The sequence below is a fragment of the Pseudomonas sp. TREG-RG-20F-10-E-6-01 genome (assembly GCF_022662455.1).
GTDB lineage: Bacteria > Pseudomonadota > Gammaproteobacteria > Pseudomonadales > Pseudomonadaceae > Aquipseudomonas.
Genome location: NZ_JAKNQP010000002.1, coordinates 497,544 through 511,044, shown reverse-complemented (window position 1 = coordinate 511,044; position 13,501 = coordinate 497,544). Strand labels below are relative to the sequence as shown.

Annotated in this window: 10 protein-coding genes; 5 read left to right on the top strand and 5 right to left on the bottom strand. The window is 60.8% G+C overall.

All coding sequences use genetic code 11. From position 1 onward, the window contains the following. Nucleotides 1–14 precede the first annotated feature (14 nt). Entirely contained in the window at nt 15–1,040 is a 1,026-nt protein-coding gene (locus L8K08_RS08715; RefSeq protein ID WP_242195880.1) for a quinone-dependent dihydroorotate dehydrogenase, read from the top strand. A 186-nt stretch (nt 1,041–1,226) separates the two neighbouring features. On the opposite strand, the gene L8K08_RS08710 is transcribed toward L8K08_RS08715, so the two are convergent. After that, nucleotides 1,227–1,442: a ribosome modulation factor gene (locus tag L8K08_RS08710; RefSeq protein WP_002553055.1), complete on the bottom strand. Its 216-nt coding sequence runs from the start codon at nt 1,440–1,442 to the stop codon at nt 1,227–1,229. A gap of 532 nt (nt 1,443–1,974) precedes the next feature. Between L8K08_RS08710 and rlmKL the strand changes: the two genes are divergently transcribed. After that, entirely contained in the window at nt 1,975–4,239 is a 2,265-nt protein-coding gene (gene rlmKL / locus L8K08_RS08705) for a bifunctional 23S rRNA (guanine(2069)-N(7))-methyltransferase RlmK/23S rRNA (guanine(2445)-N(2))-methyltransferase RlmL (protein WP_145159108.1), read from the top strand. 149 nt (nt 4,240–4,388) lie between these two features. Next, nucleotides 4,389–6,773, top strand: coding sequence for a diguanylate cyclase (locus L8K08_RS08700; RefSeq protein WP_242195877.1), 2,385 nt, complete (start codon nt 4,389–4,391; stop codon nt 6,771–6,773). Between the two features lie 137 nt (nt 6,774–6,910). Here L8K08_RS08700 and dacB read toward each other — a convergent pair whose 3' ends face one another. Next, nucleotides 6,911–8,371: a D-alanyl-D-alanine carboxypeptidase/D-alanyl-D-alanine-endopeptidase gene (dacB, locus tag L8K08_RS08695; RefSeq protein ID WP_145159104.1), complete on the bottom strand. Its 1,461-nt coding sequence runs from the start codon at nt 8,369–8,371 to the stop codon at nt 6,911–6,913. 236 nt (nt 8,372–8,607) lie between these two features. Here dacB and L8K08_RS08690 point away from each other — a divergent pair, with 236 nt between their 5' ends. Then, on the top strand, nt 8,608–8,952 hold the full coding sequence (locus tag L8K08_RS08690) for a YggL family protein (RefSeq protein WP_003193255.1): 345 nt from the start codon (nt 8,608–8,610) through the stop codon (nt 8,950–8,952). A gap of 37 nt (nt 8,953–8,989) precedes the next feature. On the opposite strand, the gene L8K08_RS08685 is transcribed toward L8K08_RS08690, so the two are convergent. After that, nucleotides 8,990–10,180: a benzoate/H(+) symporter BenE family transporter gene (locus L8K08_RS08685; RefSeq protein WP_242195874.1), complete on the bottom strand. Its 1,191-nt coding sequence runs from the start codon at nt 10,178–10,180 to the stop codon at nt 8,990–8,992. A gap of 226 nt (nt 10,181–10,406) precedes the next feature. Between L8K08_RS08685 and L8K08_RS08680 the strand changes: the two genes are divergently transcribed. Then, nucleotides 10,407–11,171, top strand: a complete 765-nt coding sequence (locus L8K08_RS08680; protein WP_017134778.1) for a GntR family transcriptional regulator — start codon at nt 10,407–10,409, stop codon at nt 11,169–11,171. 139 nt (nt 11,172–11,310) lie between these two features. Here L8K08_RS08680 and guaD read toward each other — a convergent pair whose 3' ends face one another. After that, a complete protein-coding gene (guaD, locus tag L8K08_RS08675) occupies nt 11,311–12,615 on the bottom strand; it encodes a guanine deaminase (protein ID WP_242195871.1) in 1,305 nt (434 codons plus the stop codon). Between the two features lie 12 nt (nt 12,616–12,627). Next, complete coding sequence (xdhC, locus tag L8K08_RS08670) at nt 12,628–13,467, bottom strand: xanthine dehydrogenase accessory protein XdhC (protein ID WP_242195868.1); 840 nt, start codon at nt 13,465–13,467, stop codon at nt 12,628–12,630. Nucleotides 13,468–13,501: the final 34 nt, after the last annotated feature.

Here is a 13,501-nt window from a genome sequence, read left to right as displayed (position 1 = left end):
AGTCTAGCCCGCCCATGTATACCCTGGCCCGCCAGCTGTTGTTCAAACTCTCTCCGGAAACCTCCCACGATCTGTCCCTGGACCTGATCGGTGCCGGTGGTCGTCTGGGACTCAATGGCCTGGTATGCAAGGCACCGGCAAAAATGCCGGTATCGGTGATGGGACTCGACTTCCCCAACCCGGTCGGGCTGGCTGCCGGCCTCGACAAGAACGGCGCGGCCATCGACGGGTTTGCGCAATTGGGTTTCGGTTTTGTCGAAATCGGCACCGTGACGCCACGCCCGCAACCGGGCAACCCAAAACCACGGATCTTTCGCCTGCCGGAAGCCGAGGCGATCATCAATCGCATGGGCTTTAACAACCAGGGCGTTGATCATCTGCTTTCACGGGTTCAAGCCGCGAAATACAAGGGCATCCTCGGCATCAATATCGGCAAGAACTTCGACACGCCCGTAGAGCGCGCCGTCGATGATTACCTGATTTGCCTGGACAAGGTCTACGCCCACGCCAGCTACGTCACCGTCAACGTCAGCTCGCCGAATACGCCGGGTCTGCGTAGCCTGCAGTTCGGTGATTCGCTCAAGCAACTGCTCGAAGCCTTGCGTCAGCGCCAGGAAGACCTGGCCATACGTCATGGCAAACGTGTGCCGTTGGCCATCAAGATTGCGCCGGACATGAGCGATGAAGAAACCGTGCTGGTCGCTCAGGCGCTGGTGGATTCGGGCATGGATGCGGTGATCGCCACCAACACCACCCTCAGCCGTGTGGGTGTCGAAGGGCTGGCGCATGGTGATGAAGCGGGTGGGCTGTCGGGCGCGCCGGTGCGCGACAAGAGCACTCACATCGTCAAGGTGCTGGCGGCTGAGTTGGCCGGGCGCTTGCCGATCATCGCCGTGGGCGGCATCACCGAAGGCAAGCACGCGGCCGAGAAGATCGCCGCCGGTGCAAGCCTGGTGCAGCTGTACTCAGGTTTTATCTATAAAGGACCGTCGCTGATTCGCGAGTCGGTGGATGCGATAGCGGCCTTGCCAAAAAGGTAGGCGCCCGGCTTGTTGGCGATGGCAGGCTAAAAAAATACACCTGTGAGTGTGTAGTCCGCATCGCCACCGACCCAATAAAAAGGGCTCCCTAAAGGAGCCCCTGGGCCGAAGCCCGCCGCCCTGATGGGGCGTGCGTGGTTAAGTCGTTACATATTCAAGGTGGTGTGTCGGATTAAGTGCCCTGTGTTAGCCGACGGCGTGAAGTTCGTTGAGTCTGTGGATTCCCGCAGTGCCAGTCATACCGTCCCAGTTGTCGCCGCGTCCTTCTCGCCAGCCGTTGATCCAGGCTTGGCGTACCGACGGTAGAGTAAATGGGCAAAGCTCACGGGATTTGCCATGAACGCCATATTGATATCCGCGTAAAAATGCTCTTTCCAACGGATCACGCTTAAGTCTTCTCATAGGGTGTTTCCCTCACTTGTTGACTGTCTTGATATCCTTCGGCCTCGTCTGAGGCCGGGCAGAGTTTTTCTGCCGTTGGTGGGCTCGCTGCCGGCGTGGCGAGCCAATGTGTCGGCGTCGTTACGGCGCCAACCTGTGTTGAGTTCTAACCAATAGGTCACATGGATTCAATGATCGTTTTGTCATAAGCACGTAACGATAACGATGCTATAGCCATAAGCTGGGATGGCTTTTCGCCCCTTTTGTTGGGCAAAGCCAGCTATGATGTGCCCTGCATAGAGGATGGGTTTAATCCTTTAGTGAGAATGTCCGCCCGCCGCAGTCGGTTATTATTCGACGAAGGGTCGGAATATTTCTTTTTGTTGCAATCAATTATTTCTCTGCCCCGGAAATTCTGGCCCAAAGGCCCGGCAGCCGGGGTGGGACGGCACATTCGTGCCACGCGAGCACTCTTCAAGAAAAGTGCTTGATTAAAAACCGAGCCGGCGATGCGTCGCCTGTTCATTTATTGCTGAAAAGCCTGGAATGCCCCATGTCGGACCGTTTTGAACTCTTCCTCACTTGCCCCAAGGGCCTCGAAGGCCTGCTGATCGAGGAAGCCGTCGGGCTTGGCCTTGAGGACGCACGCGAGCACACCTCGGCCGTGCGCGGCATGGCCGACATGGAAACCGCCTACCGCCTGTGCCTCTGGTCGCGCCTGGCCAACCGCGTATTGCTGGTGCTCAAGCGCTTCCCGATGAAGGACGCTGAAGACCTTTACCATGGCGTGCTGGACATCGAGTGGGCCGACCACATGGTCCCGGATGGCACCCTGGCGGTGGAATTCAGCGGTCACGGCTCGGGCATCGACAACACCCACTTCGGCGCGCTGAAGGTCAAGGATGCGATCGTCGACAAGCTGCGCACCCCGACCGGCGAACGCCCCTCCATCGACAAGATCAACCCGGACCTGCGTATTCACCTGCGCCTGGACCGCGGCGAAGCGATCCTGTCGCTCGACCTATCCGGCCACAGCCTGCACCAGCGCGGTTACCGCCTGCAGCAGGGCGCGGCACCGTTGAAGGAAAACCTGGCGGCGGCGATTTTGATTCGCGCCGGCTGGCCGCGCATTGCGGCCGAAGGCGGCGCGCTGACCGACCCGATGTGTGGCGTGGGTACTTTTCTGGTCGAAGGCGCGATGATCGCCGCCGACATGGCCCCCAACCTCAATCGCGAGCTGTGGGGCTTCACCACGTGGCTCGGCCACGTTCCGGCGCTGTGGAAAAAGCTGCACACCGAAGCGACCGAGCGGGCTGCCATCGGCATGAACAAGCCGCCGTTGTGGGTGCGAGGCTACGAAGCCGACCCACGCTTGATTCAACCCGCGCGCAATAACATCGAGCGCGCCGGCTTGAGCCACTGGATCAAGGTGTACCAGGGCGAAGTCGGCACCTTCGAGCCTCGTCCCGACCAGAATCAAAAAGGTTTGGTCATCTGCAACCCGCCGTACGGCGAGCGTCTGGGTGACGAAGCCAGCCTTTTGTACCTCTACCAGAACCTTGGCGAGCGTCTGCGTCAGGCGTGCATGGGTTGGGAAGCGGCGGTGTTCACCGGCGCGCCGGACCTGGGCAAGCGCATGGGCATTCGCAGCCACAAACAGTATTCGTTCTGGAACGGCGCCTTGCCGTGCAAACTGCTGCTGATCAAGGTCAACCCGGACCAGTTCGTCACCGGCGAGCGCCGCACCCCGGAGCAGCGTCAGGCCGAACGTGAGCAGGCCGCTTACGATCAGGCCCCGACCGAGCCGCAAGAGCGCCAGTACAACAAGAACGGGAACCCGATCAAGCCAGCCCCGGCCCCGGTGGTTGAACAGGCGCGCCTGAGCGAAGGCGGGCAGATGTTCGCCAACCGCCTGCAGAAGAACCTCAAGCAGCTGGGCAAGTGGGCCAAGCGCGAAGGCGTGGATTGCTACCGTGTGTACGACGCCGACATGCCGGAATATTCCATGGCCATCGACCTCTACCACGACTGGGTGCACGTGCAGGAATACGCCGCGCCGAAATCCATCGACCCGGAAAAAGCTTCCGCACGCATGTTCGATGCGCTGGCCGCGATTCCCCAGGCGCTGAACGTCGACAAGAGCCGCGTGGTGGTCAAGCGTCGCGAGCGCCAAAGCGGCACCAAGCAGTACGAGCGCCAGAGCGCCCAGGGCAAGTTCACCGAGGTCAGCGAAGGCGGCGTGAAGCTGCTGGTCAACCTCACCGATTACCTGGACACTGGCCTGTTCCTCGACCACCGCCCGATGCGCATGCGCATCCAGAAGGAAGCGGCCGGCAAGCGCTTCCTCAACCTGTATTGCTATACCGCTACCGCCAGTGTGCACGCGGCCAAGGGCGGCGCGCGCAGCACCACCAGCGTCGACTTGTCCAAGACCTACCTGGACTGGGCACGTCGTAACTTCTCGCTCAACGGTTTTTCCGACAAAAACCGTCTGGAGCAGGGCGACGTGATGGCGTGGCTGGAAGCCAGCCGCGATGAGTTCGACTTGATCTTCATTGATCCGCCGACCTTCTCCAACTCCAAGCGCATGGAAGGCATCTTCGACGTGCAGCGTGACCACGTGCAGTTGCTCGACCTGGCCATGGCGCGCCTGGCACCGGGCGGCGTGTTGTACTTCTCGAACAACTTCCGCAAGTTCGTGCTCGAGGACAACCTCAGCGAACGCTATGCGGTCGAGGAAATCAGCGACAAGACCCTCGACCCGGATTTCGCGCGTAACGCGAAGATCCACCGGGCGTGGAAAATCACCGCGCGCTGATTGCTGCACCAAGTTGGAACAAAAAGCCGCAAGCCTGGCGTATTCCGGGTTTGCGGCTTTTTTGCGCTGGTCAAACAGTGGCCTCATGGCTATAACTGAAGCCCTAGCCAAAGTGACAGCCCCGCACGCTGGCGTTGTGAGTGTTGCCTATGCCGATGCATGCCGTACGCCCCAAAATCCTAGGCTTTATCAGTGAGCAGGCGTCGGCTTGGCTGGTGGCATTGGTGGTGTTATTGGCAGGTTGCGCGCTGACGGTAATTATTGCCTGGGCCGCCGCCGATCTGTATCAGCAACAGGTTCGCCAGCGTTTCCAGTTGCTGGTCAATGAACGCTACACCCGCCTGCAGGAGCGCCTCGAAGACCAGGAGCAACGCCTGGCCAGCCTGCAGCGCTTCTTCGTCAATTCCAGTGATGTGTCCCGCGCCGAGTTCGATGGGTTTGCCCAGCCCTTGCTGTTGCGCGCCCGCGCCTATGCCTGGGCACCGCGGATTTTTCGCGATCAGCGCAAGCCGTTTGAACAGGAGATCTCGCGCCAGCGCGGCGCGCCCTTTGCCATCCGTGAACTGAATTCATCGGGGGAGTTGGCGCCTGCCGCCGAGCGCGATGAATACGTGCCGGTGTTGTATAGCCAAACCCAAAGCCTGCTGGGCTCGCCGCTCGGTTTCGACCTGTTGGCACAGCCGCTTCGGCGCTCGGTCCTTGAACGTGCGCAAGAAAGCGGTACGCCCGCGGTATCCCAGCCGATGCAATTGGTGGGTGTGGAACCGGCCTATGCGGCCGGGGTTTTGCTGGTGGCGCCCGTGCGCAAGCCGGCTGAGGCCGAGCCCAGCGGCTTTGTGATGGCGGTGATCAGCATGCGACAGCTGGTGGCCGACGGTTTGCCCAAGCCGAACCGCGACAACCTGGTGATGCAGATCGTCGATACCTCCGACGCCCAGCAGCGCGTGCTGTATGCCTCGAGCAATGCGGTGGGCGCCAGCGACCTCAGCGCCGCGCGCCGTTTGACCCTCGGCGACCATGTGTATGCCCTCACGTTGCGTGGCAGCCAGGTCTTCGATCAGGCCAACCATTCCTCGATGAGCACCATCCTGACCATGGGCGGGTTGCTCAGCCTGCTGCTCAGTGCCTTGTTGTATGTGGTGGTCAGCCAACGCCAGCGCGCGCTGAAACTGGTGGAACAGCGCACCGAGCAGTTGCGCCTGCGTGAACAGGAATTGCGCGGTGCGCACGGGCAGTTGCGCAGCGTGCTAAATGCGGCCACACAGGTCGCGATCATCGCCACTGATCTGCGCGGGGTGATCAACACGTTTAATGCCGGGGCCGAGCAAATGCTGGGGTACACGTCCGACCAGGTACTGGGGCGCATGACCCTGGAAAGCCTGCACCTGGCCGCTGAGCTCGAAGCGCGCGCCACCCGTTTGAGCGCGGCCATGGGCAAGCGCATCCCGCCAAGCCAGGCGATGCTGGTGGAGAGCCCGGACCACCTGCACCAGGCGCGCGAGTGGACCCTGTTACGCGAAAATGGCAGCCCCTTGACGGTGAACATGCTCGGCACCGTATTGCTGGATGACCATGGCTTGTGGATCGGGCATCTGGCGATTTACCTGGATGTCACCGAGCAGAAACGCGCCTACGAGGCGTTGGCGGCGCGCGATCGTTTGTTGAAAAAACTCAGTGCCCATGTGCCCGGCGGGATCTTCCAGTTCACCCTCGAGCCTCAGGGCAACGGGCGTTTTATCTATGCCAGCGATGGCATGCGCGATATCTATGAAATCGAAACCGGCGTGTTGCAACAGGACGCGGCCAAGGTCTTCGAGCGCATTCATCCCCAGGACGTCGAGCGGGTCCGCCTGTCGATACGCTTGTCGGCGTTGCAGCTGAGCCACTGGCGCGAAGAATACCGCGTGCTGTTGCCACAACGCGGCCTGCGCTGGATTCGCGGCGAAGCCACGCCTGAAGAACTGCCAGGCGGCGGTACGCTGTGGCATGGTTACGTGTCGGATATTTCCGACCTCAAACGGGTGGAGGAAGAGCTGCGGGCACTCTCCATCACCGATTCGCTGACGGGCATTCATAACCGGCGTTATTTCCAGGATCGTCTCAAGGTCGAGATGCTCAGGCTCAACCGCACCAGTGGGGCGCTGTCGTTGATCATGCTGGATATCGACCACTTCAAGCGCATCAACGACCAGTACGGTCACGCGGTAGGCGATGGGGTGTTGCAGGAGGTGTGCAAGCGCATCAGTCAGCGCCTGCGGCGCACGGATGTGTTTTGCCGACTGGGCGGCGAAGAGTTCGTGGTGCTGTGCCCGCACACTGATTGCGAGCAGGCGTACAGCCTGGCGATGGAGTTGTGGCAGTCGTTGCGCAGTGCGCCAATGGAAACGGTGGGCATCGTGACCGCCAGCTTCGGTGTGGCCAGTTGGCGGATCGATGACGGCATTGACGGGCTGCTGCTGCGGGCGGACTCGGCGGTGTATAGGGCCAAGCAGGCGGGCAGGGACCGCGTGGAGGCTGAGCGAATCAGGGCTTGATTGACAGAGTTTTTCAGACGTCGCGCATTCATGTGGGGGCTGGCTTGCCTGCGATTGCAGCGTGTCAGTCAGCGAATCTGATACTGATACACCGCTATCGCAGGCAAGCCCGCTCGCACATTTGATCTGTGTTGCCTTTAGAGCACCGGCGCAGCCGCCGCCAGCTTCGGCTGGCGATACAGGTCCAGCAGCACTTGGTCCAGTACTGATGAGGCGCCCCACGGTTTCGAATCGTTGAGGATCGCCACCACCACCCAGGTGTTGCCGTTGTTGTCACGGCTGAACCCGGCGATGGCACGCACGGTGTTCAGGGTGCCAGTCTTGACGTGGGCTTCGCCGCGCATGGCGGTGGTCTTCAGGCGTTTACGCATAGTGCCGTCGGTGCCGGCAATCGGCAGCGAGCTGATGTATTCCGCCGCGTACGGGCTTTTCCAGGCGGCTTGCAGCATGGCCGCCATCTCGCGGGCGCTGACACGTTCGGCGCGCGACAGGCCGGAGCCGTTTTCCATGACGAGGTGCGGCGCGGTGATGCCTTTCTTCGCCAGCCACTGACGGACCACACGTTGCGCAGCCTTGGCGTCGTCGCCGTCGGCATCGTTGCGAAATTGCGCGCCCAGGCTCAGGAACAGCTGCTGAGCCATGGTGTTGTTACTGTATTTGTTGATGTCGCGGATGATTTCCGCCAGGTCCGGCGAAAAGGCACGGGCGAGTACTTTGGCGTCCTTGGGCACGGGCGCCTGGATGTCGCGGCCCTGGATGGTGCCACCCAATTCCTGCCAGATCGCACGCACAGCGCCGGCGGTGTAGGTGGCGTGGTCGAGCAGCGACAGGTAAGTCTGCGAACTGCAGCCATCGCCCAGTTGGCCGCTGACTGTCACGGTGACACTGCCGTCGGCGGCGGTGACCGGGCTGTAGCGCACGTCGCCGGTGCATTGCTTGGCGTTGGAGACTTTCACCTGGTTGTCGATGCGAATGCTGGCAATCGGCGGCTCGACCGATACGATCACGCGGCCCGAATCATTGCGGGTTACGAAGCGCAGGGCCTTGAGGTTGACCAGCAGGGCGTCGGGCTTGACCAGGAACGGCTTGTTCTCGTCATTGCCGTCGTCATTGAATTCGGGCAATTGCGGCTGGTTGAAGAAGCTGCGGTCGAGCACCAGGTCGCCGGTGACTTGCTGCACGCCATTGGCACGCAGGTCGCGCATCAGCAGCCAGAGTTTTTCCATGTTCAGCTTCGGGTCGCCGCCGCCCTTTAGGTAAAGGTTGCCGTGCAAGACGCCACCGCTGAGCGTGCCGTCGGTGTAGAACTCGGTCTTCCACTGATGGTTGGGGCCGAGCATTTCCAGGGCGGCGTAAGTGGTGACCAGCTTCATGGTGGAGGCCGGGTTCACCGACACGTCGGCGTTGAACACGGTGGGGGTACCGGGGCCGGTGAGGGGCAGCATCACCAGCGACAGCGCGGTATTTTGTAGCTTGGCTTTCTGCAGGGCCTGCGCAACGTTGGGTGGCAGGGTGTTATTGATTGGGGCGGCAGCGGCGGAAAAGGCCAGTGGAAGAAGAACGCTGGCCAATAACACGGAACGAAAAGATTTGATCATAAGGAATAAAACCCTACTGCTGAGAAGGGTGAAAAAGGCGAGGGGTATGGAAGAAAATCCCTCATTGGTCACGAAAGTGTCGGCATTATGCCCCAAGGTGGATCCAGTTGTAGCTGAACGATAGCTGGTATTGCGCGTTTTTTTGCAGACAGATAGCCGCCTGTCCCAGAGAGTCGGGCAATCCTTGCCTTAAACTGCTAAAGTGCCGCCCGTTATTACTTATGAGGATTGTTCCAATGGCGACTAACCGTTCCCAGCGTCTGCGCAAAAAACTGTGCGTTGATGAATTTCAAGAGCTGGGTTTCGAACTGAACCTGGACTTCAACGAAGGCCTGAGTGAAGAAGCTATCGACGCTTTCCTCGAAGCATTCATCAAAGAAGCCATGGAAGCCAACGGTCTGGGCTATGTCGGCGGCGATGACTACGGTCTGGTTTGCCTGCAGAAGCGTGGCTCGGTCTCCGAAGAGCAGCGTGCTGCTGTTGAAGCCTGGCTGAAAACCCGTTCCGAGCTGACCAAGGCTGAAGTCAGCCCGTTGCTGGACGTGTGGTATCCAGAAAAGCCGATCAACGCGGCTAAGTGATACTGAAAAAAACGGCGACCTTCGGGTCGCCGTTTTTTTATGCCTTGCGCCCGTTCAGAATCAGCAGCGTCAACACCCCCGCCACAATCCCCCAGAACGCCGAACCGATGGAAAACAACGTCAAGCCTGACGCGGTGACCATAAAAGTGATCAGCGCCGCTTCGCGTTCCTTCGGCTCATTCATGGCGATGCTCAAGCCATTGATGATCGAGCCAAACAACGCCAGCGCTGCAATCGACAGCACCAGTTCCTTTGGCAATGCGGCGAACAATGCCGCCAAGGTCGCGCCAAATACCCCGGCAATCCCGTAGAACACACCGCACCACACCGCGGCGGTGTAGCGCTTGTTGCGGTCTTCATGGGCATGCGGCCCGGTGCAGATGGCCGCGCTGATTGCCGCCAGGTTGATGCCGTGGGAGCCGAAGGGCGCGAGCACCAGCGAGGCCAGGCCGGTGGCGGTGATCAAAGGCGAGGCGGGCACGGTGTAGCCATCGGCGCGCAGCACGGCGACGCCGGGCATGTTCTGCGAGGTCATTGCCACCACGAACAGCGGAATGCCGATACTGATGGTCGCCGCCAGCGAGAAATGCGGCGTGGTCCACACCGGTATCGCCACTTCGAGGTGAAAACCACTGAAATCCAGCAACCCCATCAGCCCCGACAGCACAGTGCCGAGCACCAGCGCGGCGAGCACCGCATAGCGTGGCGACAGGCGCTTGATGATCAGGTACGTGAAAAACATCCCCAGCACCAGGCCGGTGCGATGCTGCGCGGCGACGAAAATCTCGCTGCCGATCTTGAACAGGATTCCCGCCAGCAAGGCCGCCGCCAGCGACGACGGGATGCGCTTGACCAGTTTTTCGAAACTGCCGGTCAGCCCGCACAGCGTCACCAGCACGGCGCAGGTAATGTAGGCACCAATGGCCTCGCCGTAACTCACGCCGCCCAGGCTGGTAATCAACAGCGCCGCGCCGGGTGTGGACCAGGCAATGGTGATGGGCGTGCGATAGCGCAGGGACAAGCCGATGCTGCACACCGCCATGCCGATGGAGATGGCCCAGATCCACGAAGAAATCTGCGCCGTGGTCAACCCGGCGGCCTGGCCGGCCTGAAACATCAGGACCAGCGAGCTGGTGTAGCCGGTCATCATGGCAATGAAGCCGGCGACGATGGCCGACGCAGAAGTGTCGGCCAACGGGCGCAAAGGCGCTTGGGTGGCGTCGTTCATGGAGAGGTGTTCCTTTTACCTGGGTATTTGTCAGTGAAGGCGCAGATTCAAGCCTAAACTCAAACGTAACTACTCGTTGCGATACAGCCGACGCTGCAAACAGCCGTACAGTGTGTTGGCGCATTGGGTTGTGTACAATGTGCCCTGTTTTTAGGTGATACTTGCCAGCAACCCGCGCTTGCCGTATTACCGTTAATTCGCCGCCGTTCTCCAAACCCGAGTGCCCATGAACGAACAGTTGCAACCTCTCAAGAAACAACCGCGAGCCGGCAAGGCCGGTCGCAGCGGAACCCAGGACGATATCGTTTACGCGCATATCTTCGAGGCCATCCTTGAACAACGCCTGGCGCCCGGAACCAAGTTGAGTGAAGAGGCACTGGGCGAAATCTTCGGCGTCAGCCGCACCATCATTCGCCGCGCGCTCTCGCGTCTGGCCCATGAAGGCGTGGTACTGCTGCGGCCCAATCGTGGTGCGGTGGTGGCGAGCCCGAGTGTAGAAGAAGCGCGTCAGGTATTTTTGGCCCGGCGTCTGGTCGAACGGGCGATCACGGAATTGGCAGTGCAGCACGCCACGGCCGAACAGCTGGCCGAGCTGCGCCAGATGGTCAACGACGAGCGCGACAGCTTTTCCCGCGGCGACCGCGGTGCCGGTATCCGCCTCTCCGGCGAATTCCACCTCAAGCTGGCCGAGGCGGCGAAGAACGCGCCGCTGATCAGCTTCCAGCGCAGCCTGGTGTCGCAAACCTCGTTGATCATCGCCCAGTACGAAAGCGGCAACCGCTCGCACTGTTCCTACGATGAGCACACGCAGCTGATCGATGCGATCGAAGCACGCGATGCAACGTTGGCGGTGAATTTGATGATGCACCACATGGATCACATCGACAGCAAGCTCAACCTCGATGAGGAAAGCGCGTCGGATGATTTGCACGCGGTGTTTTCGCATTTGCTGCAGACGAAAAAGCCGGGACGCTCGTCCGTAAAACTGTAATTTCCCTGACTCACCAGGGCCAGAAATGTGGGAGCGGGCTTGCTCGCGAATGCGGTAGATCAGTCAATGCATCTGGTGACTGACACTCCGTATTCGCGAGCAAGCCCGCTCCCACATTTGTTTCTCGGTGTGCTTTAGATCAGCGTTGATGCACGAGATTGCCGGCCGCATACGTCTGCAACACCGCCCGGTCATCCCCCAGCGTCATCAACACAAACAACGTCTCGGCAATGTTATTGGCCTGCTTCAAGCGATAGCTGAGCAGCGGCGTGGCGTTGTAATCCAGCACCAAAAAGTCCGCGTCAGTGCCTGGCTGCAAGGTGCCGATCTTGTCTTCCAAACGCAGCGCTCGCGCGCCGCCCAAAGTGGCCAGGTACAGCGACTTGAACGGGCTCAACCGCGCGCCCTGCAACTGCATGACCTTGTAGGCTTCGTTCAAGGTTTGCAGCAGCGAGAAGCTGGTGCCGCCGCCCACGTCGGTGCCCAGGCCGACATTCAGCTTGTGCTTCTCGGCCATCGGCAGGTTGAACAAGCCACTGCCGAGGAAGAAGTTCGAGGTCGGGCAGAACGCTACCGCCGAACCCGTTTCGGCGAGGCGCGCGCACTCGTCATCGCACAGGTGCACGCCGTGGGCAAACACCGAGCGCTCACCCAGCAATTTGTAGTGGTCATACACGTCCAGGTAGCCCTTGCGCTCCGGGAACAGCTCTTTCACCCATGCCACTTCCTGCAGGTTTTCACTGATGTGCGTCTGCATGTACAGGTCCGGGTATTCGCCCAGCAATTGCCCGGCCAGCGTCAGTTGCGCCGGGGTGCTGGTCGGGGCAAAACGTGGCGTGACCGCATAGTGCAAACGGCCCTTGCCGTGCCAGCGTTCGATCAGCGCCTTGCTTTCCTGGTAGCCGGATTCGGCGGTGTCGGTCAGATAGTCCGGCGCGTTGCGGTCCATCATCACCTTGCCGGCGATCATGCGCAGGTCGAGTTTCTCGGCCGCTTCAAAAAATGAATTGACTGATTGCGGGTGCACGCTGCCGAACACCAGCGCCGTGGTGGTGCCGTTGCGCAGCAGTTCCTTGATGAAGATATCCGCGACTTCTTCGGCGTGGGCCTTGTCGGCGAACTGGCTTTCGCACGGGAAGGTGTAGGTGTTGAGCCAATCCAGCAACTGCTCGCCATAGGCGCCGACCATGCCGGTTTGCGGCAGGTGGATATGGGTGTCGATCAGGCCCGGCGTGATCAGCGCATCCTGGTAATGGGTGACGTCGATATCGGCGGGCAGCGTCGGCAGCAAATCGCTGGCGTGGCCCAGGGCGCTGATCTGGCCGTTATCGATCACCAGCAGGCCGTCTTCGAAATACTCATAGGACGCTTCGATCCCCACTTCAGCAGGGTCGGCGATGCTGTGCAGGATGGCGGCACGGTAGGCTTTGCGAGTCAAAGGCATGGTGTTCTCAATTTAGAGTGCTTGGCTGCGGCGCGAGGCCGGCAGCAGTTTGGCAATGGGTTCGGCGCTCGCGGTGTGCTGGCCGAAATTGGCGTTATAGGTGGCGATGATTTCGCCGGCGATGGAGATGGCGATCTCCACCGGCAGTTTGCCCTTCACCTCGGTGAGGCCCATCGGGCAGCGCATGCGTTGCAGTTGCGCGGTGTCGAAGCCGCGATCACGCAGGCGGTGTTCGAACTTGACCCGTTTGGTTTTCGAGCCGATCAGGCCGAAGTAGGCAAAGTCATTGCGCTTGAGCAGCGCGGCGGTCAGTTCCAGGTCCAGCGCGTGATTGTGGGTCATGACGATGCAGTAACTGCCCACTGGCAGGTCGGCAATTTCGTCGACCGGCTCCTCGCTGACGATTTTACGCACGCCCTGGGGAATGTCTTCCGGAAACTCCTGGTCGCGGGAATCGATCCAGCGCACCCGGCACGGCAGGCTCGCCAATAGCGGCACCAACGCGCGGCCGACGTGGCCGGCGCCAAACACTGCAATGTGCGCCTGCACCTGGCCCATGGGTTCGAACAGCAGCACAGTCGCACCGCCGCAGCACTGGCCCAGGCTTGCACCAAGGCTGAAGCGCTCCAGATGCGTGTTTTGCTGGCCGCGCACGAGCATGTCGCGGGCGATCTGCATCGCCTTGTATTCCAGGTGCCCGCCACCGATGGTGTCGAAGGTCTGCGCGGCGCTGATCACCATCTTCGAGCCGGCATTGCGCGGCGTGGAGCCGAGCTCTTCGATGATGGTCACCAGCACGCAGGGTTCGCCGCGGTTCTGCAGGTCGGCGAGGGCGCTGATCCAGTTGTTCATAGTCACCTCTTGTGGCGTCTGTCAGGCCGCTATC